Genomic DNA, 23,002 nt, shown 5'->3' with positions numbered 1-23,002 from the left:
TTTTCAATCGACAACGCTGACAGGGACTGGCTCCGGACTCAGCGGAACACCTGGCCAATGCTGCGCCGCTTGGCATGCAGTTCACTGGCATGAATCAACTGCTCCAGATCCTCCGGCGTGACGTCGATGAACGCTTCCATGTCCGCCAGCGCCCGTTTCAGGTCTTCAGCCGTGATGGACTGAATATCCACCGGGGCCACAGCCGGCGCGGGTTCGGCAGGGCGTTTCGGGTAGCGGATGCGGGTGAGGTTGTTGTAGGCCAGTGCGGCCAGCAGCAGGCACGCGGCGCTGAGCATCACCGGTTCCAGGGCTTTCCAGTCCATGGCGATGGTCATCGGGTCGGCCAGCACCATGGTCAACGCGACGGCGCCGGCCGGTGGGTGCAGGCAGCGCAGCCAGCACATCAGGATTAGCGCCATGCCGGCGGCGAGGCACGCACTGCCGAGGGATCGACCGAGGACGTGGGCCACCAGCAACGCAACGACGCCTGCGCACAGGTAGCCGCCGATGATCGACCATGGCTGGGCGAGGGCGCCGGACGACACCGCGAATAGCAAAACCGCCGAAGCGCCCAGCGGGCCGATCAGGTGGTAGGCCACTTCAATGCCGAACACCTGACTGCATGCCCACACGCTGAACAACGTGCCCAGGGCCATGCCGATGGCGGCGCGGCTCCATTCGGTGGGGCGGGTGTTGATGGCGGCGGGCAACCAGCGAGCGAGCATGCAGAATCGATCCTTTGCGAAATTCAGGGCAAAAAAAAGGACTTGTCCGTAAACGCGGAAAGTCCTTCGAAGTGTTCCAACTATTGGGGGAGGAACGCGTACAGTGTGCCAAGCAATCACGATGCTGACAAATTCATATAAATGCAGTTTCAGTGCATTATTTATGCAGTAAAGCCACGCGTCGCCCGCTCATGAAGCACAGGAACCCACCCATCGCGGTCAGTGCGCTGAGGGCGTAGAACATGGTCGGCGCCGGCGTGTGCATCAGCAGGAAGCCGCAAATTACCGGGCTCAGCGCGCCACCCAGCGCCGCCAGATTCTGCGCGCCGTAATAGCTGCCGCGCAGTTCTTCCGGGGCCAGGGTGTCGACGAACAGGAATTCCGACGGGTAAATGATCATTTCGCCGAGAGTGAAGATGAACATCGCGATGCACCACGTCACCAGGCTGTCGGCGAGGCTGAAGCCGATCAAACCGAGGATGAACAGGCTGGTGCCGGCGGCGATCCAGTAGCGCAGTTTTTCCCGGTTGAGGAAACGACCGATCTGGTATTGCAGCAGGATCACCGCGATGGCGTTGCAGGCGAGCAGGGCGGCCATGGTTTGCAACGCGCGCTGCGAATCCTCGACCACCAGCAGGTATTGCGACAGGTACAGGGTGAAGCGGCCATGGACCACTGTGCTGAGCAGACAGCCGCAGGTGAACATGATCAGCGTGCGGTCGTTTTTCAGGGTGATCAGGGTTTTCAGAAAGCTTTGCGGTTGGCCGATGGCGGCGACCGGACTGGCGTCCTTCGGAATGCCGATCATCAGGAAGATGCTGCCGAAAGCGATACCGGCAGCAATCAGGAACGGCGCAATCGGGTAGACCCCGGCGATTACCACGCCGAGCATCGGGCCGGTGGCGTAGCCGATGTTGGTCAGCGTATAGCGCAGGGAAAACGCCTTGGCCCGCTGGCCCATGGGCAGGTTTTCACTGAGGATCGCCTTGGAGCCGATCAGGAACAACGCCGAGGCGGTTTCAGTGATGACCAGGGTGGCGGTCGTCAGGTACAGGTCTTTGGCGAAGGTCAGTAGCACGAAGCCGATGGCACTGGAGAGCATCGCCAGAATCAGCAACCGGCGCTTTTCCAGCCGGTCGATGATGTAGCCGCCGTACAGTGCGAGCAGGGTGGCGATGAACACCGCGATGCCCAGCAACAACCCGACATCCTGTTGGTTGAGGCCGAGCTTGTTGCTCAAAAACAGGGTGAGCAACGGACTGGTGATGGCGCGGCTGACGACGATGGTCAGCGAGACGATCATCAGGCGGCGGATAACGAGCGAGTAGGTGGCCACGGAAAATCAAATGTCCTTATTCGGTTAACAGGTGCTCGAGATCGCGCACGGAATCCAGTGTTTGCAGTTGCCGCAGCTGCGCCAGTAAAGGCTCAGCCTTGACCGGTGAAATGACCCGCAACGCCAGACTGAAAAACTTCTCCTCCAGCGCCTCCTCGCTCAGCGGATTGCCCGGCGCCCCCAGCGGCACATCGACACACATACTCGCCTCACGCCCGTCGCGGGTTCGTACAACGACCACTGGCTCGCCATCCTCCGACAGTCGCTCATCCACTTCAAGGCGAATGCGCGTCAGCCAGTGAGCGATGCGCGGATCGTTGCGCGGCTGTTCGTCGTATGCCTCCAATCGGCAATGACCATGCACCAGTCGCGCGGCGAGGCCATAGGGCAGGCTCATCTGCGCGGCGGCCAGACTTTGGGTGTCGCGACCGCCGCACATGTCGAGCAGAAACCCGCACAGGTTCACCTGGACGTCTTCAACCTGATCGGCGCCGACCTGCAATTGTTCCAGCAACAAACCGAGCGCATCGATGGCCGAATGGGTGCCACGGCAGGCGGCGTAGGGTTTGATCGAGCAGCGCGCGAGTTTCCACACCTTTCCCAATTCGGCATCCAGCGCATCCGGCTGCGCGCTGCCCGGCGCCAGGGTTTTGAGAAACCCGCCCCAGACATTCTCGAACAACACCGACGGCCCACTGACGCCTTCACGGGCAAAACGCGCTGCGAGCAAACCACCCTCGGCCGCACGACCGCTGTGCAGTTTCTTGCTTTGCGAACCGTCATGGATGAACGCCCACAACCCGCCGCTGAAACTGCCGGCGATGCCCAGTGCCGACACGGTTTGCCCGACATCCAGCGCAAAGATCCGTGCACAGGCCGCCGCCGCGCCGAACACGCCGCAAGTGGCGGTCGAATGCCAACCGGCGCCGTTGTGCGCCGAATAACTGCCGCAGGCTTCCAGCACCCGCCGGCCGATTTCGTAGCCGATGACCACGGCGGTGATGAATTCGCGACCGTCCACCGGCCTATCCACCAGCGACAGCGCCGCCATCACCGCCGGCAACACCACCGCGCCGGAATGATCGCAACCGCCGGTGTCGTCCAGCTCCAGCGCATGGGCGGCGATGCCATTGAGCAATGCCGCATGCCCCGCGCCGACCCGCAACGATGAACCCCAGACCAACGCAGTGCCGGGTTCGGCGCCGAACACCTGCCGCGCCTGAAGCGCCACCGCGCTGTCGGCCCCGGCCAGTGCTGCGCCGAAGGTGTCGAGAATGTGTCGCTTGGCCTGTTCCACCAACGCTGGCGGCAGATCTTCAAACCGTGTGTCGACGCAAAACTGCGCCAGCCGCTGCATGCGTTCGGTCATACGAGGTAGTCCCGATAGTGGCGCTCATACACCGACGCCGGATGATCCTGCGCGACCGGCGCCGCCGTTTGCGCCCACCACTGCGCGACTTCGGCACCGGTGGCGATCCACACGCCGTCATGCTGCTGAATGCCTTGCAGCAATTCCCGCAGCACACCGATACGCCCCGGCGTGGCGATGATTTCCGGGTGCAGGCGCAGCACGTAGCACAGGCCGAAACGGTGGAATCCGGCGAAGTCCATTTGCAGGTTGCCCAGGGTATGGCTGTAGGAGGCGATCCGCGATTGCGCCGGCGGCACGGCCGGGCTCAGATTGAATGCGAAGTAAGGCTCGTCTTCCAGTTCGTAATGCAGCGGCAACTCGACCACTTCAGGCGCAGTTGGATGCAAGAACGGCAGGTCATCGCCACGCCAAGATGACGACCAGAGAATGCCGTGAGCTTTCAAGGCTTCGATGAAGCCCGGCGCTCCGTTACCCGCAGGAATCCGGAAACCGGTCGGACGCACGCCGGTCAACGTTTCCAGCGCTGCACAACCCTTGGCGACTTCCGCACTTTGCGCCGCCAGATCCAGCGTGTCGTAATCCTGATGCCGGTAGCCGGCGCAGGCGATTTCATGGCCGTCAGCCAGAATCGCGGCGATGTGCTGCGGGTTTTCCTCGGCAACGATGCCGGGCACGAACCAGCTGCTGCGCACCCCGAGTTCCCTGAACAGGCCGAGCAAACGCTCGACGCCCCGTTGCGTGCCGTAGCGCCACACCGACAGCGTCTTGTCGCGCCCGGCGACTTCCGGGGCCTGGGTGAGAATGCCGTGGATGTCGTTGTAATCGACGGTCAGCACCACCGCGCAGCGTTTGCCGGCGGGCCAGAGGTTGTCAGCGTCAGCCATGGTGATGCTCCTTCAGCCACCAGCGGGCGACGTCGCGGCAGGTGGCGAACCACACGTCATCGCGCTGGCGCATGTGTTCGAAGAGTTTCTCCAGCAACAGGATGCGCCCCGGTTTGCCGGTGATTTTCGGGTGGAACAGGGTGGTCAGGCACAGGCCTTCGTCCATCGCTCCGTCGTACTCGCGTTGCCAGTTGTCGAGGGTCAGCTCGTAGCTGGCGGTGCGGTCGAGCCCGGACGGGAAGTTCGGTGCGCGGGTGTAGGCGAGGGAGGCGTAGTCGTCCATTTCCCAGCGGCCGGGGATTTCCACCAGTGGCGTGTCGTGGCCGGGGACGTTGACCAGATACGGGCGGTCGTCGCCGCGCATGCTGCTGGAATAGATGACGCCGTTGTCGGCCAGCATTGCCGGGGTTTCGGCGCGCCAGTCGCCAGACGGAGTGCGAAACCCCTCGGCGCGGATGTGCAGGTATTGCCAGAAGACGTCGCGGGATTTGTTCATCACGGCCTGCTGCTGGTCCAGCGTCAGGGCGTAGAAGGATTCGTGTTTGTAGCCGTGGTAGGCGACTTCATGACCGCGCTCGACGATGGCCTGGCATTGTTTCGGCCAGTTTTCCACGACCCACGCGGGGACGAAAAAGGTGGTCGGGATCTTGAAGGCGTCGAGCAGATCCAGCAGGCGCGGCAGGGCGCGGTAGGGGCCGTAGCCGCCGAAGCCGAAGTATTCGGGTTTGTGCCAGATCGAGTTGTTGAGCATGGCATCGCCGGTCGGGCCGTCGAGGTCGAAGGCCAGGGCGAGGCAGGCGTGGTGCTGGTCGGGCCAGGTGGGTTGTTGGGGGGCGGACATTGTTGTGACGCTCCGGGGTTTGGTCAGTTGGATCCTGGGTGTTGATCAGATCGAGCCCTCACCCCAGCCCTCCCGAAACGTCGGACCGCCCGGAGGGAGAGGGAGCCGATCAGGGTGTTCTTCAGGGTTACATCGACCTGAAAAATCGAGTTGAACTCAGGCTCTAAAAAAACGAATCGAACTCAGGACCTGAAAAAATCAAGTCAAATTCAGATTCTGAAAAGCCAAGTCGTACGCAGGCTTTGAACAGCATGAAGATCTGCTCCCTTTCCCCCTCGCCCCCCTGGGGGAGAGGGCTGGGGTGAGGGGGAGCGATCTCGAGCCTTACTTGCCCGCGTTAATGGTCACATCCTTGATCGCACCCAACTCCAGATCCCACTTCTTCAGAATCGCGTTATAGCTGCCGTCATCCACCATGCTCTGCAACGCCACCTTCACCGCTTCACTCAGCTCAGGCTTCTTCTTGCTCACACCCAGGCCGGTGAACTGCACGGAGATCGGTTGGCCGACCGTCTTGTACATGTCCTTTTCCTGGGTCTTGAGGTACGACAGGGTTTCGCTGCCCTGCATCGCCGCATCGATGCGGCTCTGGCGCAGTTGGGCACGGGCGTCGGCCGAGCCTTCGGTGCCGATCACGTTGATCGCAGGTTTGCCGGCGGCCTCACAGTTTTCCTTGCTCCACGCGGCGATTTCCGCCGGGAACGTGGTGCGGCGGCTGGTGCCGACTTTCTTGCCGCACAGGTCGATGATCTCGTTGGTCGCTGCGTTCTTCTGCAAGGTGTAGAACTGCGGGCCGCTTGTGAAGTAGTCGACGAAGGTCACGCTGGCCTGGCGCTCGGCGGTGTCGGTCATGCCCGACAGGACCATGTCCACGCGGTCGGTGGTCAGGGCGTTGATCATTTGCTCGAAGCCGGTTTCCTGCCACTTGATCTTCACCCCGAGGCGTTCGGCCAGGGCGTTGCCCAGGTCATAGTCAAGGCCGGTGAGCTTGTTGGTGGCCGGGTCCTTGAAATCCATCGGCGGATAGTTGGGCATGATCGCGACGACGATCTCGCCTTTCTCCTTGATGCTGGCCGGCAACTCGGCGGCCACGGCGAAACCGCAAGACATGAGGGAGGTGAGTACTGCTGGAATGACGAAGTTCTTCATGGACGTTCTCTTATGAGTGTTGTGAAGGCCAAAGGGGCCTCAGGTTCGAACGGCAGAAATGAAGCTTTGGGTGCGCGGGTTTTGCGGACTTATTAGTATTTCTTCGGGGCTTCCAGCCTCCACGATCTGCCCGCCGTCCATGAACACCATGCGGTTGGAAACCTCCCGGGCGAAGCCCAGTTCATGGGTGACGACGATCATGGTCATGCCGGTCTGCGCCAGATCGCGCATCACCGACAGCACCTCACCGACCAGTTCCGGGTCGAGTGCCGAAGTGGGTTCATCGAACAGCATCAGCTTGGGTCGCATGGCCAGTGCGCGGGCAATCGCCACCCGTTGCTGCTGACCGCCCGACAACTCGATCGGGTAGCTGTTGCGTTTGTCGGCCAGGCCGACCCGGGCCAGCAGTTCCAGGGCTTCTTCGTGCGCCTCCTTGGGCGAACGCTTGAGCACCTGGCACGGGCCTTCGATGATGTTTTGCAGCACAGTCATGTGCGGAAACAGGTTGAAGCGCTGGAACACCATGCCGGTGGCCAGGCGCTGGCGGGCGATCTGCGACTCGTTGAGTTCGTGCAGCTTGTGCCCGACCACGCGGTAGCCGACCAGTTCGCCGTCGACCCAGAGGCCGCCCTTGTCGATCTTTTCCAGCTGGTTGACGCAGCGCAGCAGGGTGCTCTTGCCCGAGCCGGACGGGCCGATGATGCACAGCACTTCGCCTTGCTCGACCTCGATGTTGATGTCCTTGAGCGCGTGGTACTGGTCGTAATATTTGTTCAGGCTCACGGCCTTGACGATGTTTCTCATGTTCGACTCCTCAAGAACGCTTGCCGGCGCCGCGAGCGAAACGACGCTCCAGACGGCTTTGACCAAAGGACAGGACGGTGACGGTGGCCAGGTACCAGATACCGGCGACGATCAGCAGCTCCATGACCCGGGCGTTGGCGTAGTAAATGTTCTGGGCGTTGTAGAGCAGTTCCGAGTACTGGATGACGCTCGCCAGCGAGGTCATTTTCACCATGCCGATGAATTCGTTGCCGACCGGCGGAATGATGATCCGCATGGCCTGGGGCAGGATGATCCGGCGCAGCGCTTGCAGGCGCGGCATGCCGATCGACTTGGCGGCTTCGTACTGGCCGGTGTCCACCGAGAGCAGGCCGGCGCGCACCACTTCAGCGGTGTAGGCGCCCTGGTTGATGCTCAAGCCGAGCAGGGCGGCCACGAACGGGGTCATCAGGCTCACGGTGTCGAGTTCGAACAGGCCGGGAATGCCGATGGTGGGGAAGATCAGCGCCAGGTTGAACCACAACAGCAGTTGCAGAATCAGCGGCGTACCGCGAAACAGCCAGGTGTAGGTCACTGCCACGTAACGCAGGATCGGGTTGGCCGACATGCGCATGATCGCGGTGATCACCCCGAACACGATGCCCAGCGCCATGGCCAGCACGGCCATGATGATCGTGTTGAACAGGCCCCACATGATCGCTTCGGAGGTGAGGAACTGGCCGATGTACGACCATTCGATCTTGCCTTCGGCGAAGGCCCGCACCAGGCCGATGATGGCGATCACAATCAACGTGGCGAAGAAGATCCGCCCGTAATAACGCCGTGGCACATGCTGGTACTGGGTAATGTCGAACTGGTTCTCCGCCAGTTTGCGCTCCGCCTGGAGTCGTTCTGCCTGAGTCTGGCTCATGGTGTTTCTCCGTACACTGTACTTGTCGATCAACCCCCTCCCGGTGGGAGGGGGACCCGGCTTAGAGGCGGAAGCCCTGGTAGTTTTCGGTCCACTGTTGTTGCGCGGCGAGGGCGGTTTTCAGGCGGCCGATCTGCTCGCGAACCTGCTGCGGCGCGGTGCCGCCCCAACCGCTGCGGGCAGCGATGGCGGCTTCCAGGGTCAGGCTGTCACGCACGTCTGCCGTGAGGCGCGGGTCTATTTCGGCCAGCAACGCCGGCGAGGCTTCCCACAATTCGAGGTCGTGTTTTTCGCAGGCCTGCACCAGTGCCCCGGTGATTTCGTGGGCTTCCTTGAACGGCACGCCGCGCACCGCCAGCCAGTCGGCAACTTCGGTGGCGAGGGTGAAACCCAGCGGTGCCTGACGGCGCAGTTCCTCGACGTTGACGGTCATGGTCGCGACCATCCCGGCCATCGCCGGCAGCACCAGCAGCAGGGTGTCGACGCTGTCGAGCACGCCGTTCTTGTCTTCGCTCAGGTCGCGGTTGTACGACAGCGGCAGGGATTTGAGCGTCGACAGCAGACCGGTCAGGTTGCCGATCAGACGCCCAGCCTTGCCCCGGGCCAGTTCGGCGATGTCGGGGTTTTTCTTCTGCGGCATGATCGAGCTGCCGGTGGCGTAGGCGTCATCCAGATCGACCCAGCGGAACTGGCGCGACGACCACAGGCAAAACTCTTCGGCCAGACGCGAGATGTTGATCCCGAGCATGCTGGCGATGAACAGGAATTCGGCGACGTGATCGCGGCTGGCCACGGCGTCGATGGAGTTTTCGCAGACCCCGGCGTAACCCATTTCCTTGGCTGACTGCTGCGGCTGACGAGCGATCGCGGAACCGGCCATGGCCGCAGCACCGAGGGGCGACAGCGAAGTGCGCGCGTCCCAATCCACCAGACGCTGTACGTCACGCAACATCGACTGCGCGTGGGCCAGCAGGTGATGGGCGAACACGATCGGTTGCGCCTGCTGCAAGTGGGTGAAACCCGGGCAGATGCTCTCGACGTGCTGCTCGGCCTGATCCACCAGCGCTGTTTGCAGGGCCAGCACTTCCACGGCCAAGGTGCGGACGTGATCCCGCAGGAACAGGCGCAGGTCGTTGGCAGTCTGGTCATTGCGCGAACGGCCGGCGCGCAGCTTGCCGCCCAGTGCGCCGAGGCGCTCGGTCAGCAAGCGCTCGATAAAGGTGTGAACGTCTTCGTCGTCCAGGGTCGGGGCGATGCGCCCGGCAGCGAAATCGGCACCGATGCCGTCCAGGGCTTCGATCATCGTGCGGGTTTCCTGCTCGTCGAGCAGGCCGGCACGTTGCAGTTCCCCGGCGTGGGCCTTGGAGCCGGCCAGATCGTAAGGCGTCAGGCGGAAATAGCGCTCGGGGCAACGGGACAGGGCCGCCAGGGCTGCGGACGGGCCGCTTTTGAAACGGGCACCCCAGAGACGGTCGGTGGTTTGAGACATTTGTTGTTTTCCTCGTCGGTAACGCGAACTGAAATCGATGTGCCAGGCCTGTCGAACACGCTGAAAAGTGAGCAGACGGAATCAGGCCAAAGCAGTTTTCAAGAGGGCAGTTGCAAAGAGACAAGAGCTGATCGAAGTGTCAGCTTTTAATGTTTGGCGATCAGTGAGTTGGCACTGATGTTCGGAATTTTCTGGCGGTTGCCAAGGCTGGTTTTCTGTGATCATTATTATTAGCCGGCGATGTTTTTGTTGTTGGACACAGATTGTTGAACATTGCGCCAGAGGTAAATCAGCATTATGGAAACCCCACTTTCCAATTCCGGAAACCCACCGGTCAAAACCGCTCACCGGGCACCTTTGGCCCTCAGCGGACTGGATTTCAAACTGCTCAAGGTGTTCAAGGCGGTGGTCGAGGCCGGTGGCTTCAGCGCGGCGCAAAACGAGCTGAACGTGGGCCTGGCCGCGATCAGCAAGCAGATCTCCGACCTGGAAATCCGCATCGGCATGCGCCTGTGTACCCGGGGGCGCGAAGGGTTTCACCTGACCGAAGAAGGGCGTCTGGTGTATCAGGCGTCGATCGATCTGTTTGCTTCGGTCGACAACTTTCGTGACCGGCTTAGTTCGGCGCAGAACGAACTTATCGGCGATCTTGGAGTGGGGGTGATCGATAATACGATCAGTGACGATAATTCGCCGTTAGTTGCTGCGCTCAGAAAGATAAATGAACATTCGCCGAAAGTAAGATTTCAACTTCAAGCCACCCAATTGGATGAAGTGGAAAGAGGCGTAGTTGAAGGGCGCTTGGTTGCCGGAATAGTCCCGGTTTATCAAAAGCGTGAAGAGTTCGATTATTACCCGCTCTATGAGGAACGCTCGCAGGCTTACTGCGCCGTCGGCCATCCGTTGTTCGAGATGCCGGCGGAGCAGATGGGTGGCAACGTGCTGCAGGATTACGAGTGCATCAACCACCGCTATGCGATCCATCGCGACAAGCTCAACTTTGCCCGCTACGACAGTTTTTCCGCCTCGGCGACCCAGGTCGAAGCGGTGGCGTTGCTGATCAAGACCGGGCGTTTCGTGGGCTTTCTGCCCCGGCACTACGCCGCCACGCTGGTGGCCGCCGGGCAGTTTCGCGCGGTGTGCCCGGAGCTGATCCACTTCGACACGCCGTTCAATCTGATCCTGCGGCACAACACCGTGCGCAGTCCGTTGGTCAAGGCGTTCGCCCAGGCACTGGGGGTTGATCTCAAGCCGACGGCGTGAGTATCAGGCGCATGGCGCAACGTCGCTCACCGGGCAATCCGTGAGTGATTTCATCGCGCAATACATCGCGCAGACGTGCGTCCGTGTCTTCGGTGTTCAATAGCGCAAAACCCATGCGTTGATAGAACGGCGCATTCCACGGCAAATCGCGAAATGTCGTCAGCGTCACCGCCCGAAGTTGCCACAGACGCGCCTGTTCAATCGCCGCCAACAGCAACTTGCGACCGACGCCCCGGCCCTGAAAGTGTTGGCTGACGGACAGTTCCTCAATGTGCAACTGTTGGTCGACAGTCACCGCCCTTAAAAAACCTGCAAGTTGCCCGTCGTTGTTTTCCGCCATCCACATTTCACCCCGTTCAATGGCCGGTAAATGCGCCGAGGCCTGCGGCACGGCGGCATCCGCCAGCCAGGCCAATGAAGGGTCGAGGCGAAACAGCGCGGCGGCCGAGCGCTCGATGGCGGGGAGGGCGGTGGCATCGGCTGCCAGGGCCTGTCGCACAGTAAAGGTCATCAGTCAGCGGTCCCTGTCGAAATCACGTCGCGCAGGTTAAGGCGTCAGCCACAGCAACACATAATCGTTTTTGTCGAAACGCCCACTCAAGACCGGCTGCAGCGCACCGAGCGGTGTGCCTTGCAACGCCTGGAAGTCGCTGCGATCCATCATCAGCCACGCCGGCCCCTTGAGCGCTTCGAGCGCTTGCGTGGTTTCAGTGAACAGCGGTTGCAGATCCTGCTCGACGTTGACCATGAACTTGATCGCCTTGGCGTCCTTGCCCATGCCGTGCAGCACCAGCGGCGCGGGTTGCTCGTGGATCCGCGCCAGTGCCGCTTGGCTGAAGGTCCGCGTGTCATAGAGCTGGCGCTCCACCGGCTCGAACACCAGCGCGTACGCCGACCAGACCGCCAAAACAGCGCTGAACGCGAGGACTTCGGTTCGCCAGCGCGGTAGCCACAACCGCGACAACGCGGCCAGTTGCAGCAATCCTAGCACGCTGAGTACTGGCGTCAGGTCGGTCAAGGACTCGGGAAACCGTCGTTTCGCCACCCATAACAGGACGATCAACAATGCGGGAATCAACAACCACAATCCCTGCATGCCGACGCGCAGCCAGGCAAACACCCGACCATGCAACACCTGAAACGGATACGCCGCAATAATCGCCGCCATGGGCAGCATCGGCAGCAGATAACGGGCCTTTTTCGCCTGCGGAATCGACAGCCCGAGCATCACGATCAACCCCGCCGCGGCGCAATACTGCACCAGTCGCAAGGCCGGGCCGCGTTGCCGGGGCTTGCTCAGCCACGCCGCCGCCAGTGCCAGCAAGGCCAGCGGATACGCCAGCGCGTAGTTGCCCAGTGAGCTGGTGAAGTAATACAGCGAACCGCTGACGCCTTCGCTGCCGTCCATGCGCCCCATGAACTGCATGCGGATCACGTCCTGACGAAACGCCGGCCCGCCGCTGACTTCCGCCAGCCACAACAACAGCCCGACGCAGGCCGCCAGCAACAGCGAAGCCAGCACACCGAAGGTCAACAGGCGCGACCATTGGCGATCCAGCAGGTAGTAACTGCACAGCATGCCGGTCGGCACCACCAGCCCGATCGGCCCGCGAATGCCGAACCCCAGCAGCAACAGAATGAACACTAGCGGCCAGCGTCGAGCGGCAGCGAAATGGTCGTGGGCATAGCCGAGGTAGAACACCGAAAACGCCACGGCGGCGAGCATCAGGTCCTGCGACACCGCGCGGGTTTCGCTGATGAAGGTGCTGGTGAGCATCAGCAGCGCGATGCTGACCACCGCCCAGCGCACGGATGCGGGCGCGAGCAAGCGATACATCAACGCCACGATCACCGCGCCGGCGACAGCGCTCGGCAGCCACGCCGTCAGGCTGTTGACCGTCCCGAACGGCAACGACAACAGCCAGATGAACAAGGTCGAGAGCGACGAATAATCGGCGTAAGGCTCACCATAAGTGGTGGGAAAAATACTGGGCCCGTGCCGCAGCATTTCCTGGGCGAACAACACGAAGCGCGAGTCGAAACCGATGGGCGCCTGCCCGTACACGCCGGCGATGAACAGCAGAAACGCCAGCAGCCCTGCGATCAGGGACTGCCGGCGCAGGGCAGGGGTCAAACCGATCAAGCCACGTCCGAGGCGTGTGGCCATTGTTGCAAAGGAATCGGCAGGGAGCGCGATTCGCCACGGCCCATCGGGAAGTAATGGAAGCCGTTGCGGGCCAGGCGTTCGGCGTCGTACAGGTTACGACCGTCGAAGATCACCGGGGCCTTGAGGCGTTGCTGGATCAGGTCGAAATCCGGCGCCTTGAACTGCTGCCATTCGGTGCAGATGATCAGCGCGTCGGAACCGGCGAGTACCGATTCCGGGGTGCCCATCAGCATCAGTTTCGATTCGTCCGGGTACAGATGCTGGGTTTCCTGCATCGCTTCCGGGTCGAACGCCCGCACATTGGCGCCAGCGGCCCACAGCGATTCCAGCAGAACCCGGCTCGGCGCATCGCGCATGTCGTCGGTGTTCGGCTTGAAGGCCAGCCCCCACAGGGCGAAAGTCTTGCCGCGCAGTTCGCCCTTGTAGAATGCGTTGATGCGTTCAAACAGCTTGTGCTTCTGCCGCTGGTTGATCGCTTCCACCGCTTGCAGCAAATCGCTGGAGCAGTGCGCCTCTTCGGCACTGTGGATCAGCGCGCGCATGTCTTTGGGGAAGCATGAACCGCCGTAACCGCAACCGGGGTAGATGAAGTGGTAGCCGATGCGGCTGTCGGCGCCGATGCCCTGGCGCACCGATTCGATGTCCGCGCCCAGGTGTTCGGCCAGCTCGGCGATCTGATTGATGAAGCTGATCTTGGTCGCCAGCATGCAGTTGGCGGCGTACTTGGTCAGCTCGGCGCTGCGCAGGTCCATGAACATGATGCGGTCGTGGTTGCGGTTGAACGGCGAATACAGATCGCGCATCACGTCGCGCACTTCTTCGCGCTCGCAGCCGATGACGATCCGGTCCGGCCGGCGGCAATCGGCGACCGCCGAACCTTCCTTCAGAAATTCCGGGTTGGACACGATATCGAACTGCAACAGGCGCCCGGCCTTGATCAGCGCCTTGTCCAGGTGGGTGCGCAAGGTGTCGCCGGTGCCGACGGGTACGGTGGATTTCTCCACCAGAATCAGCGGTTGTTCACGATGCCGGGCCACGGCGTCGCCTACCGACAGCACGTAACGCAGGTCTGCCGAGCCGTCTTCTTTCGACGGGGTGCCGACTGCAATGAACGCGACCTTGCCGTGCTGCACAGCGAGTTTTTCATCGCAGGTGAATTGCAGCCGCCCGGCGTCCAGGCCCTCGCGGACCAGGCTGGCCAGCCCCGGCTCGAAGATGCTGACGTGGCCCTGGCGCAGCAGCTCGACTTTCTTCTCGTCGATGTCCATGCACACCACGTCATGGCCGACTTCGGCCAGCACGGCGGCCTGCACCAGGCCGACATAACCGCTACCAAACACTGTGATTTTCATGGCGAACTCCTCAATTCGGGCGCACGGGCCGGACGAGTGTTGATGGTGATGACCCCGAGCATGACCAGAGCCACACCCAGTGATTTAGAGAAACTGAAGGATTCGTTGAACAGCGGCAGACTGGCCGCCAGCAGGTACACCAGCGCGTAGCTGATGCTCAGCAGCGAATAGGCCCGCCCCAACGGCAGATCGCGCAGGGCGGCGAGCCAGCAGAGCATCGACAGCGCATAGGCGAAGATCGCCGCGAGCACCACGGCCAGCGCAACTGAATCGACGCTTTGTACGGACAGCCACTGATCCGGCCGGGGCAGACGTGTCATGCTCCAGCGCATGCTCAGTTGCGCCACGCTGACCAGCAGCACGCTGGCCAGGGCGAAGAAGATTCCACGACCCTGGTTCATGACTGTTGCCCCAAAAGCGCCACGCCACCGATTACCAGAAACACGCCGAACCAGTGTTGAACGTCGACGGGCTCCTTGAACACGAAGCGGGCGATCAGGGTGATGATCACGAAATTGAGGCTGAGCATCGGGTAGGCGATGCCGACGGGCAGGCGCTGCAACACCAGCAGCCACACCAGCAGACCGGTGCCGAGGGCAAACAGGGCCAGCCACAACCACGGCGAGCGCAGTTTGCGCGACCACGGCAAGCTCGCGCCGCGCCAGCTCTCGACGGCGAATTTCTGCGCGACCTGGCCCAGGCAGGTCAGCAGGCAGGCGAGCAACAGCAGCCACAGGCTCATGACGCCTCCTGCGGAAGAATCACGATCACCAGATTGCCTTGCTCATAACGAACGCCGTCCTTGGGCAGTCTGTCGAGTTCGTCCAGTTCGTCTTGCCCCTTGACCCGCATCACCACGCCGACCGAACCGGTCTTGCGGGCTTCGCGCATCCACTGTTGCACCTGATCGGTATCAACCCGCTGTTGAATGCCATCAGGATAGGCAAGGCCATATTTCAATTCGCCTATCGTGTTGTACATCGCCACCTGCGGGCGTTTGACCCGCCAGGACAGGGCCGACGCGGCGCCCAGGTCGTTGCTCAACAGGTGCGTGGTGGCCGCCAGTTCTGTTTGGTGGGCGAGCACGAACTGGTCAGGCATCTTGTTCGCCACCACCGATTTGGGCAGTGCCGCCGGCAGCAGCGCGATCAGCAGCAGGCTGCCCACCGCCGGTGCCGCCCAGCATTGCAACGGGCGGAAGGCTTGCAGCAGGTTGCTGATGATCCAGCCGGTCAGGGCGATGAACACCAGCACCAGGCTGTGCAGTTCGTGGTCGTACAGCGGACGCTTGAGCTGCACGTAAACCAGCCCGATCAGCGTGACGATGCCCAGCAACAGGTTCAGCAGGCCATTGAGGCCCAGCGCCCGGCCTTGCTCCAGACGCAAGCGATCGGCCAGCGCGTGGCCCAGCAGCAACGCCAGCGGCAGCAGGCACGGCAGGATGTAGGTCGGCAACTTGCCGTTGCTCAGGCTGAAGAACAGCAGCGGCATCAGCAGCCACAGGCCGAGAAACGCGATGCCGGTTTCGCGGCGGGTCTGCCACGCCTGCTTGAATGCCACCGGCAACATCCCGACCCACGGCAGACTGAACGCCACCAGCAGCGGCAGATAGAACCACCACGGCGCATCATGCTGGGCATCGTCACCGGCAAAGCGGCGGATGTGTTCGTGCCAGAAGAAGAACCGCCAGTAATCCGGTTCCTGACCGTGCACCGCCAGCACCCACGGCAGGCTGACGATGATCGCTACCGCGATGGCCACCGGGCCGTACAGCAGCAATTCTTTCCAGCGCTTTTGCCAGAGCATCCACGGCAAGGCGATCAGCACCGGCAGCAGCCAGGCGAGAAAGCCTTTGGTCATGAAGCCCATGCCGCAGGCCAGTCCCAGCACTGCCCAACCGGCCAGCCGCTGACCGTTGGAGCGGCTGTCGAGGGCAAACCACAGCGCCACCAGACTCAGGTTGACCCAAAAGGTGAATTGCGGATCGAGGTTGGCGTAACCGGCCTGGCCGGCGACGATGACGAAACTCATGTAGAGCAGGGCGCAGACGAAGCTTCTGCGCGGGTCATTCCACAAACGGCGAGCGATGAGGAAGCACAGAAGCACGCTCAGCCCGGTGCTCAGGGCCGAGGCAAACCGCACGCCGAACAGGTTCTGGCCGAACACGGCCTGCCCGAGGGCGATCATCCAGTAACCGGCCGCCGGTTTTTCGAAGTAACGCAGGCTCATGAAATGCGGCGAAACCCAGTTGCCGCTCAGCAGCATTTCCTGGCTGATCTGCGCATAACGGGTTTCATCGGGAATCCACAAGCCATGACTGCCCAGCGGCAGCAGATAGGCGAGCAGGAAAATCCCCAGCAACAGCGGCAATGCCCAGCGTTTGCTCATGCGCCTTGCACTCCCAGCCACCCTTCGCGGCCTTCGAGGGCACCGCGTTGCACACGGCCGACGGGCAGGGTGTTGAGAAACTCGGGCAGCAAGTCGCCCAGCGGTTGAAAGTTGATGTTTCGCTGGCGTGCGTCGGCCAGCAGTCGACGAAAATCTTCGGCCATCAGAATCCCTTCTACTTCGGCGTGAATGGTGTAGACGTTGAGGTTGTCCGGGCGGAACCGGTCGAGGATGAAGGCGTTGAAATCCTTCGCCGCCACACTCGGCCCGACCACTTCATCGAAGGTCGGCAAGTCCACCGGAATCTGCGGCGCACCGACCGAACCGTCAGACAGCAACGGTCGGAACAACCGCTGCCCACGGCAATCGCTGTTGTAGCGAAAGCCGAAGGCCTGCTTTGCTTCGATCACACGCTCGTCCGCGCGCCAACCGGCGGCGGCCGAACACATGACTTTTTCGCCGAGGATGTCGCTCAAGGTGTCGACGCCCTGACGGATCTGCTCGACCAGTTGCGCATCGCTCCAGCGCCCGGCATTGGCCTGCCAGCCGTGGTGATCCCAGGCGTGCAGACCGACTTCGTGGCCGGCGGCCCGGGCCTGACGCATCAGGTGCCCGAGGTCGCGGCCGATCGGTTTGCCCGGCCAGGCCGTGCCGGCCAGCAGGATGTCCCAGCCGTACAGGCCGGCGGCGTTGGAGCGCAGCATCTTCCACAGGAACTGCGGACGGATCAGGCGCCACAGATGCCGGCCCATGTTGTCCGGGCCGACACTGAAGAAAAACGTCGCCTTGATCTGCGCTTCATCGAGGATTTCCAGCAAGCGCGGCACGCCTTCGCGGGTGCCGCGAAAGGTGTCGACGTCGATGCGCAAACCGGCCTGCATCAGCGCTTGCTCTCGATTTCGGCCATGGCCTCACGCAGGAAGAAATCCAGCGTGTTGCCGATGGTCTCGCGCATTTCCACGGTCGGCGTCCAGTCCAGCAGGCGCTTGGCGTTGGCGATGCTCGGTTTGCGGTGCTCGACGTCCTGGTAACCGGCGCCGTAGAACGCCTTGCTTTCCACGTCGCGGAAACCGGCGAACGGCGGGAAGTTGGAACGCAGCGGATGAGCCTCGAACTGGCGCAACAGTTCTTCGCCCAACTGACGAATGCTCGCTTCGTTGTCCGGGTTGCCGATGTTGATGATCTGGCCGTTGCAGACGTCGTTGTCGTTATCGATGATCCGCGCCAGCGCCTCGACGCCGTCGGCGATGTCGGTGAAGCAGCGTTTCTGTTCGCCGCCGTCGAACAGGCGGATCGGCGTGCCTTCCACCAGATTGAGGATCAATTGGGTGATGGCGCGGGAGCTGCCGATGCGCGCCGAGTCAAGGCGATCCAGGCGTGGGCCCATCCAGTTGAAGGGACGGAACAGGGTGAAGTTCAGGCCCTTGGCGCCGTAGGCCCAGATCACCCGGTCCAGCAGTTGCTTGGACACCGAGTAGATCCAGCGCTGCTTGTTGATCGGGCCGACGATCAGGTTCGAGCGGTCTTCGTCGAAGTGCTTGTCCTGGCACATGCCATAGACTTCCGAGGTCGACGGGAAGATCACGCGCTTGTTGTATTTGACGCAGTAGCGCACCAGTTTCAGGTTTTCTTCGAAGTCGAGCTCGAACACCCGCAGCGGGTTGCGCGTGTATTCGATCGGCGTGGCGATGGCCACCAGCGGCAGCACCACGTCGCATTTCTTGATGTGGTACTCGATCCACTCCGAGTGAATGCTGATGTCGCCTTCGACGAAGTGAAAACGCGGGTGGCTGCGCAGGCGGTCGATGGCGTCGGAGCCGATGTCCAGGCCATAGACTTCGTAGCGCTCGCCACGCAGCAGACGCTCGGACAAGTGGTTGCCGATGAAACCGTTGACGCCGAGGATCAGCACCCGTGTACGGCGCGGGCCACGACCGGATTCGGCGCCGCGCAGCAGCGAGCCGTCCACCAGACCGAGTTCATTGGCCAGTTGCGGGCCGCTAAGGTACAGGCCGTTGTCGTTGCGCTGGCCGGCGTTGATCACCAGCGAGTCTTCACCGCAGGCGATGCGCAGCGGATCGACACTGATGACGCGGCCCGGCGCCTGACCTTCGTTGCCCTTGACCACGTCGGCGTTCCACACGATCAGCTTGTGCTCGCCCACGGCGCAGAAGGCGCCCGGGTAAGGCTGAGTCACGGCCCGCACGAGGTTGAACAGTTTTTCGGCAGGTTGCGCCCAGACCAGTTTGCCGTCTGCCGGGGTGCGACGACCGAACACCGTGGCCTGGGATTCGTCCTGCGGGGTTTCCCGCAGTTTGCCGTGCAGCATCGCCGGCAGTGCATCGCGCAGCAGGTCGCTGGCGGCGATCCGCAGTTTGCCGTGCAGGCTCAGCGCGGTGTCGCTGCGTTCGATGGCCACGCGTTGCTGGGCGAGGATGGCGCCGGCGTCGGCACGCTTGACCATGCGATGCAGGGTGACGCCGGTTTCGGTTTCGCCGTTGACCAGCACCCAGTTGGCCGGGGCGCGGCCACGGTAGCGCGGCAGCAGGGAGCCGTGCAGGTTGAACGCGCCTTTTTTGGCGGTGGCCAGCAATGGCTCGCTCAGCAGGTTGCGATAGTAGAAGGAGAAGATGTAATCCGGATCGAGCTTGGCAATCCGCTCGATCCACAACGGGTGGTTGGCGTCTTCCGGTGCATGAACCGCGATGCCTTTGTTGGCGCACAGTTGCGCCACCGAGGCGTAGAACGCGTTTTCCTGCGGGTCATCGGCATGGGTGAACACCGCCGCAATGTCGTAGCCGCTGTCGAGCAGGGCTTGAATGCCGGCGCAGCCAATATCGTGGTAGGCGAAGACAACGGTTTTTGCGCTCATGAGAGAACCTGATCAGACGAGGAGTTGGAAGTAAGGCCGTCAACGGTGATGGCGGGGGCCGGCGTGGCGGGGTGCCCGCGCAGGACCTTTTCAATGAAAAAACGCGGGCGGGCGCGCACATCGCTGTACATGCGCCCCAGGTATTCGCCCAGCAGGCCCATGCCGATGAACTGGCCGCCGGTGAACACGAACAGCACGGCGAACAGCACGAACAGGCCATCGCCGGCCCATCCGGCGCCAAAGGCCAGGCGCAGGACAATCAGCGCCGCCGCGAACAGCACGCCGAGGCCGGCCATGGCGAAGCCGACGATGCTCAGCAGGCGCAGGGGCGTGGTGGTCATGCAGGTGATCAAGTCGAACATCAGGTTGATCAGGCGCATCGGGCTGTATTTCGAATCGCCGTGTTCGCGCTCGGCGTGGGCCACGGGGATTTCCGTGGTGTGTCGGGCGAAGCTGTTGGCGAGGATCGGAATGAACGTGCTGCGTTCGCGGCAGGCGAGCATCGCGTCGATGATCGTGCGGCGGTAGGCGCGCAGCATGCAGCCGTAGTCGCTCATGGCGACGCCGGTGGAGCGTTGCACGGCGAGGTTGATGAGTTTCGACGGATAACGGCGCAGGGCCGAATCCTGGCGATTGCCGCGCACGGTGCCGACCACATCAAAGCCCTTTTCGGCCTCGGCCACCAGCCGCGGGATTTCTTCCGGCGGGTTCTGCAGGTCGGCGTCGAGGGTAATCACCACGTCGCCCTTGCACTGTTCGAAACCGGCCATGATCGCCGCGTGCTGACCGTAGTTGCGGTTGAGGATGACCGCCACGAACGGACTGTCCACGACGGACGCGGCGTCTTCGAGCAATTGCGCGGAGGCGTCGCGGCTGCCGTCGTCGACCAGCACGATTTCGTAGTCATGCCGCAATTGCTGGCAGGCGGCCTGGGTGCGGCGCAGCAGTTCCGGCAGGCTGTCTTCTTCGTTGTAGACCGGGATGACGATCGACACGCAATGAATCGGATAAGGTCTCAAGGGCGTTTCCCCATCAGGTGTTCAATGGCCCCGACGACCCGGTCCAGATCCTGGTCGGTCATGTCGGGAAACAAGGGAATCGAGCACAGCCGCGCCGAGTTCCACTCGGTGTCGGGCAGGGACAGGTGCGGGTCACGCTGGCGATACCAGGTGTGCAGGTGGGTGGCGATGAAGTGGATGCCGGTGCCGATGCCTTGCTCCTGCAAACCCTTCATGAAGGCTTCGCGGTCCATCCCGCAGCGCTCGCTGTCGATGCGCAGGATGAACAGGTGCCAGGCGTGCTGTTGGGCGTATGGCGGGACGGCCAGCGGTTGCACCGGCAGGCCTTCGAGTTTTTGCAGGTATTGCGTGGCCAGTTCGGTGCGACGGGCGTTGATCGCGTCCAGACGCTCCAGTTGCACCAGGGCAATCGCGGCGTTGATGTCGGCCAGGTTGTATTTGAAACCGGGCTCGATTACCTGGGCCTGGGGCTTGCGGCCGTGGGTCAGGCGGTCGTAGGCATCGACGCCGAGGCCATGAAACTTGAGCATGCGCACACGGTTGGCCAGGGCTTCGTCGTCGGTGACGAACATCGCCCCTTCGGCGCAGGTCATATTCTTGATCGCGTGGAACGAGAAGATCGCGGTGCCTCGCGAGCCAACGTGACGGCCCTTGTAGCGGGTGCCGGCGGCGTGGGCGGCGTCTTCGATCACGGTGATGCCGTGCTTGTCGGCCAGGGCGTAAAGCGGATCGAGATCGAAAGCAGCGCCGGCGTAATGCACGGGAATGATCGCTTTGGTGCGCGGCGTGATGGCGGCTTCGATGCGCGCGGCGTCGGTCATCAGGGTGTCGCGGTCGACATCGACGAACACCGGCGTGGCGCCGAGCAGGGAAATCATGTTGGCGGTGGACACCCAGGTCTGCGACGGGGTGATGACTTCATCGCCGGGGCCGACTCCCAGCGCCAGTAAAGTTACATGCATGGCACCGGTGGCCGAGGAAAGTGCTACGGCGTGACGACTACGGACGTAGTTGCCGAAGTGTTCTTCCAATGCCTGATTCTTCGGCCCGGTGGTGATCCAGCCCGAACGCAATACTTGTTCGACGGCGGCAATTTCTTCTTCGCCGATACTGGGGCGGGAAAACGGGAGAAACGCTTGACTCATAAGAACCTCGGGGCGACAGCCTTCCTTCAGCCAATTGTCTGAAAAACACGTGTTTTCAAGGGTTTGAAGTACCACCCGGGGAATGCCTGATTGACTTTTGCGTCCCCGGACGGCACGTTGTGAGCCATTCGGGGCCCACTGGATGCAAGTAAGGTTATGCGCGTTTTTGTGAAAGGAACATGAAAAAGCGGTTGGCGAATCGTCTATCTGAAACTTATACAGCCACCGTTCAGACTTCTTCCGCTCATCGGCGTTTTTAGTAGAAAAGTCCTACAGAAGTGCCCCGTCTTATTTAAGTTTTGTTGCCGTTTTTAGTTGTTTTGTTGAACTGTTTCTTATTCAAGGCCGTTTCGTTTGATTGACTTGTCGAGTACTGAATCCTCACCCTCCAACAGCAATCCGCTGACTGTTTATCTGGCGCGCCTGGCGCCCTCCAGCCAACTGACCATGCGTTACGTGTTGCAGGACGCTGCCGACCGCCTCGGGTTCGAAGACGTGAACCTTGAGGACATTCCCTGGCATGGGCTGCAACCGGAAGATGTCGTTGCGTTAGTCGCCGCATTGCGCGCCGACAATTACGCGCCGAATACGTCTTCGCTTTATGTAAACGCAATTCGCGGTGTGATGAATGAAGCCTGGCGCATGAGTCTTATCAGCCAGGACCATCTATTGAAGATGCGCTCGGTCAAAGGCATTGGCGGCACGCGACTGTCTCAGGGGCGCAATCTGAAGCGCACGCTGATTCATGAATTGATGGAAGTCTGCGCGGCCGATCCGCGACCACAGGGTTTGCGTGATGCGGCGGTGATTGCGCTGTTGTACGGCACTGGGATGCGCAAGTCGGAGTCGGTGGATCTTGACCTGAATCAGGTCGACTTCACCGAACGCAGTCTCTTTGTCACCGCCAAGGGCAATAAACAACTGATCAAGTACGCGCCGGCCTGGGCGTTCGCCAAACTCAATGCCTGGCTGGAGTTCCGTCGCTCGGAACTCAAGGAAGGCGAGAGCGACGACGCGTTTCTGTTCAACCGTATTCGCCGTGGCAGCCATATCACCCGCGAGCGCATTACCAAGCACGCGATCTATTACATCGCCCGCCAGCGCGGTACTCAGGTCGGAGTGAAGATCATGCCCCATGATTTCCGCCGTTCGTTCATCACTCGGGTGATCGAAGAGCATGACCTGTCGATCGCCCAGAAACTGGCGCATCACAGCAATATCCAGACAACCGCCAATTACGACGTGCGAGACGACAACGAGCGGCGCCGCGCGGTGGATCGTTTCGACTTGTAGACATCGCGTTTCGA

Annotated in this window: 21 protein-coding genes; 2 read left to right on the top strand and 19 right to left on the bottom strand. The window is 61.9% G+C overall.

The window, feature by feature from the left end; translation table 11 throughout:
- Positions 1 to 38: 38 nt before the first annotated feature.
- From EIY71_RS01610 to argH, 9 genes are all read right to left on the bottom strand, one after another.
- Entirely contained in the window at positions 39 to 725 is a 687-nt protein-coding gene (locus EIY71_RS01610) for an HPP family protein (RefSeq protein ID WP_085745588.1), read from the bottom strand.
- A gap of 157 nt (positions 726 to 882) precedes the next feature.
- Positions 883 to 2,061, bottom strand: a complete 1,179-nt coding sequence (locus tag EIY71_RS01605; protein ID WP_064596823.1) for an MFS transporter — start codon at positions 2,059 to 2,061, stop codon at positions 883 to 885.
- A 16-nt stretch (positions 2,062 to 2,077) separates the two neighbouring features.
- Positions 2,078 to 3,430 (bottom strand): MmgE/PrpD family protein, encoded by a 1,353-nt coding sequence (locus EIY71_RS01600; protein ID WP_134020166.1) that lies wholly within the window; start codon positions 3,428 to 3,430, stop codon positions 2,078 to 2,080.
- Complete coding sequence (locus EIY71_RS01595) at positions 3,427 to 4,317, bottom strand: polysaccharide deacetylase (RefSeq protein ID WP_134020163.1); 891 nt, start codon at positions 4,315 to 4,317, stop codon at positions 3,427 to 3,429. The genes EIY71_RS01600 and EIY71_RS01595 overlap by 4 nt, the downstream gene beginning before the upstream one ends.
- A complete protein-coding gene (locus EIY71_RS01590; RefSeq protein ID WP_085745591.1) occupies positions 4,310 to 5,158 on the bottom strand; it encodes a polysaccharide deacetylase in 849 nt (282 codons plus the stop codon). Before EIY71_RS01590 ends, EIY71_RS01595 begins: the two co-directional genes overlap by 8 nt.
- Before the next feature lie 324 nt (positions 5,159 to 5,482).
- Entirely contained in the window at positions 5,483 to 6,307 is an 825-nt protein-coding gene (locus tag EIY71_RS01585) for an ABC transporter substrate-binding protein (RefSeq protein WP_085603455.1), read from the bottom strand.
- Positions 6,308 to 6,346: 39 nt separating this feature from the next.
- A complete protein-coding gene (locus tag EIY71_RS01580) occupies positions 6,347 to 7,111 on the bottom strand; it encodes an amino acid ABC transporter ATP-binding protein (RefSeq protein ID WP_039768627.1) in 765 nt (254 codons plus the stop codon).
- A 10-nt stretch (positions 7,112 to 7,121) separates the two neighbouring features.
- Positions 7,122 to 8,000, bottom strand: a complete 879-nt coding sequence (locus EIY71_RS01575) for an amino acid ABC transporter permease (protein ID WP_085610364.1) — start codon at positions 7,998 to 8,000, stop codon at positions 7,122 to 7,124.
- Positions 8,001 to 8,061: 61 nt separating this feature from the next.
- Positions 8,062 to 9,489, bottom strand: a complete 1,428-nt coding sequence (gene argH, locus EIY71_RS01570; RefSeq protein WP_085745592.1) for an argininosuccinate lyase — start codon at positions 9,487 to 9,489, stop codon at positions 8,062 to 8,064.
- 297 nt (positions 9,490 to 9,786) lie between these two features.
- Here argH and EIY71_RS01565 point away from each other — a divergent pair, with 297 nt between their 5' ends.
- Complete coding sequence (locus EIY71_RS01565; protein ID WP_134020160.1) at positions 9,787 to 10,752, top strand: LysR family transcriptional regulator; 966 nt, start codon at positions 9,787 to 9,789, stop codon at positions 10,750 to 10,752.
- Here EIY71_RS01565 and EIY71_RS01560 read toward each other — a convergent pair.
- Genes EIY71_RS01560 through arnB form a run of 10 tightly spaced genes read right to left on the bottom strand, consistent with a single transcriptional unit; the run spans position 10,736 to position 21,695 of the window.
- Entirely contained in the window at positions 10,736 to 11,263 is a 528-nt protein-coding gene (locus EIY71_RS01560) for a GNAT family N-acetyltransferase (RefSeq protein ID WP_085745594.1), read from the bottom strand. The genes EIY71_RS01565 and EIY71_RS01560 overlap by 17 nt on opposite strands.
- Before the next feature lie 36 nt (positions 11,264 to 11,299).
- Positions 11,300 to 12,919, bottom strand: coding sequence for a glycosyltransferase family 39 protein (locus tag EIY71_RS01555; protein ID WP_178083775.1), 1,620 nt, complete (start codon positions 12,917 to 12,919; stop codon positions 11,300 to 11,302).
- A complete protein-coding gene (locus tag EIY71_RS01550; protein ID WP_134020154.1) occupies positions 12,892 to 14,271 on the bottom strand; it encodes a UDP-glucose/GDP-mannose dehydrogenase family protein in 1,380 nt (459 codons plus the stop codon). Before EIY71_RS01550 ends, EIY71_RS01555 begins: the two co-directional genes overlap by 28 nt.
- On the bottom strand, positions 14,268 to 14,672 hold the full coding sequence (arnF, locus tag EIY71_RS01545; protein WP_085745596.1) for a 4-amino-4-deoxy-L-arabinose-phosphoundecaprenol flippase subunit ArnF: 405 nt from the start codon (positions 14,670 to 14,672) through the stop codon (positions 14,268 to 14,270). Before arnF ends, EIY71_RS01550 begins: the two co-directional genes overlap by 4 nt.
- A complete protein-coding gene (gene arnE, locus EIY71_RS01540; RefSeq protein ID WP_085745597.1) occupies positions 14,669 to 15,013 on the bottom strand; it encodes a 4-amino-4-deoxy-L-arabinose-phosphoundecaprenol flippase subunit ArnE in 345 nt (114 codons plus the stop codon). Before arnE ends, arnF begins: the two co-directional genes overlap by 4 nt.
- The gene (gene arnT / locus EIY71_RS01535) at positions 15,010 to 16,659 is read right to left on the bottom strand and encodes a lipid IV(A) 4-amino-4-deoxy-L-arabinosyltransferase (protein ID WP_085745598.1); all 1,650 of its coding nucleotides are present in this window, start codon (positions 16,657 to 16,659) and stop codon (positions 15,010 to 15,012) included. The genes arnE and arnT overlap by 4 nt, the downstream gene beginning before the upstream one ends.
- Positions 16,656 to 17,540, bottom strand: coding sequence for a 4-deoxy-4-formamido-L-arabinose-phosphoundecaprenol deformylase (arnD, locus tag EIY71_RS01530; RefSeq protein WP_085745599.1), 885 nt, complete (start codon positions 17,538 to 17,540; stop codon positions 16,656 to 16,658). Before arnD ends, arnT begins: the two co-directional genes overlap by 4 nt.
- Positions 17,540 to 19,531 carry a bifunctional UDP-4-amino-4-deoxy-L-arabinose formyltransferase/UDP-glucuronic acid oxidase ArnA gene (gene arnA / locus EIY71_RS01525; protein ID WP_085745600.1) on the bottom strand — a complete coding sequence of 664 codons (1,992 nt, stop codon included), beginning with the start codon at positions 19,529 to 19,531 and terminating at the stop codon, positions 17,540 to 17,542. The genes arnD and arnA overlap by 1 nt, the downstream gene beginning before the upstream one ends.
- Positions 19,528 to 20,550, bottom strand: a complete 1,023-nt coding sequence (gene arnC, locus EIY71_RS01520) for an undecaprenyl-phosphate 4-deoxy-4-formamido-L-arabinose transferase (protein WP_134020151.1) — start codon at positions 20,548 to 20,550, stop codon at positions 19,528 to 19,530. Before arnC ends, arnA begins: the two co-directional genes overlap by 4 nt.
- A complete protein-coding gene (gene arnB / locus EIY71_RS01515; protein ID WP_134020149.1) occupies positions 20,547 to 21,695 on the bottom strand; it encodes a UDP-4-amino-4-deoxy-L-arabinose aminotransferase in 1,149 nt (382 codons plus the stop codon). Before arnB ends, arnC begins: the two co-directional genes overlap by 4 nt.
- Before the next feature lie 447 nt (positions 21,696 to 22,142).
- Between arnB and xerC the strand changes: the two genes are divergently transcribed.
- Entirely contained in the window at positions 22,143 to 22,988 is an 846-nt protein-coding gene (gene xerC / locus EIY71_RS01510) for a tyrosine recombinase XerC (protein ID WP_256661072.1), read from the top strand.
- Positions 22,989 to 23,002 lie beyond the last annotated feature (14 nt).

It is taken from the genome of Pseudomonas sp. CH235, from assembly GCF_004368175.1.
In the GTDB taxonomy this organism is placed as follows: domain Bacteria; phylum Pseudomonadota; class Gammaproteobacteria; order Pseudomonadales; family Pseudomonadaceae; genus Aquipseudomonas; species Aquipseudomonas paraglycinae.
The sequence above is the reverse complement of the archived record's forward strand: the minus strand, read 5'-3'. Positions and strand labels throughout refer to the sequence as shown.

Bases quoted from the DNA above. Each gene is read 5' to 3' on its own strand.
- EIY71_RS01600 (WP_134020166.1), bottom strand. From the start codon at position 3,430: ATGACCGAACGCATGCAGCGGCTGGCGCAGTTTTGCGTCGACACACGG.
- EIY71_RS01555 (WP_178083775.1), bottom strand. From the start codon at position 12,919: ATGGCCACACGCCTCGGACGTGGCTTGATCGGTTTGACCCCTGCCCTG.
- EIY71_RS01565 (WP_134020160.1), top strand. From the start codon at position 9,787: ATGGAAACCCCACTTTCCAATTCCGGAAACCCACCGGTCAAAACCGCT.
- EIY71_RS01585 (WP_085603455.1), bottom strand. From the start codon at position 6,307: ATGAAGAACTTCGTCATTCCAGCAGTACTCACCTCCCTCATGTCTTGC.
- argH (WP_085745592.1), bottom strand. From the start codon at position 9,489: ATGTCTCAAACCACCGACCGTCTCTGGGGTGCCCGTTTCAAAAGCGGC.
- arnT (WP_085745598.1), bottom strand. From the start codon at position 16,659: ATGAGCAAACGCTGGGCATTGCCGCTGTTGCTGGGGATTTTCCTGCTC.
- EIY71_RS01595 (WP_134020163.1), bottom strand. From the start codon at position 4,317: ATGGCTGACGCTGACAACCTCTGGCCCGCCGGCAAACGCTGCGCGGTG.
- EIY71_RS01610 (WP_085745588.1), bottom strand. From the start codon at position 725: ATGCTCGCTCGCTGGTTGCCCGCCGCCATCAACACCCGCCCCACCGAA.
- EIY71_RS01550 (WP_134020154.1), bottom strand. From the start codon at position 14,271: ATGAAAATCACAGTGTTTGGTAGCGGTTATGTCGGCCTGGTGCAGGCC.
- arnD (WP_085745599.1), bottom strand. From the start codon at position 17,540: ATGCAGGCCGGTTTGCGCATCGACGTCGACACCTTTCGCGGCACCCGC.
- EIY71_RS01590 (WP_085745591.1), bottom strand. From the start codon at position 5,158: ATGTCCGCCCCCCAACAACCCACCTGGCCCGACCAGCACCACGCCTGC.
- EIY71_RS01575 (WP_085610364.1), bottom strand. From the start codon at position 8,000: ATGAGCCAGACTCAGGCAGAACGACTCCAGGCGGAGCGCAAACTGGCG.
- arnA (WP_085745600.1), bottom strand. From the start codon at position 19,531: ATGAGCGCAAAAACCGTTGTCTTCGCCTACCACGATATTGGCTGCGCC.
- EIY71_RS01560 (WP_085745594.1), bottom strand. From the start codon at position 11,263: ATGACCTTTACTGTGCGACAGGCCCTGGCAGCCGATGCCACCGCCCTC.
- xerC (WP_256661072.1), top strand. From the start codon at position 22,143: ATGCGTTACGTGTTGCAGGACGCTGCCGACCGCCTCGGGTTCGAAGAC.
- arnB (WP_134020149.1), bottom strand. From the start codon at position 21,695: ATGAGTCAAGCGTTTCTCCCGTTTTCCCGCCCCAGTATCGGCGAAGAA.
- arnF (WP_085745596.1), bottom strand. From the start codon at position 14,672: ATGAACCAGGGTCGTGGAATCTTCTTCGCCCTGGCCAGCGTGCTGCTG.
- arnE (WP_085745597.1), bottom strand. From the start codon at position 15,013: ATGAGCCTGTGGCTGCTGTTGCTCGCCTGCCTGCTGACCTGCCTGGGC.
- EIY71_RS01580 (WP_039768627.1), bottom strand. From the start codon at position 7,111: ATGAGAAACATCGTCAAGGCCGTGAGCCTGAACAAATATTACGACCAG.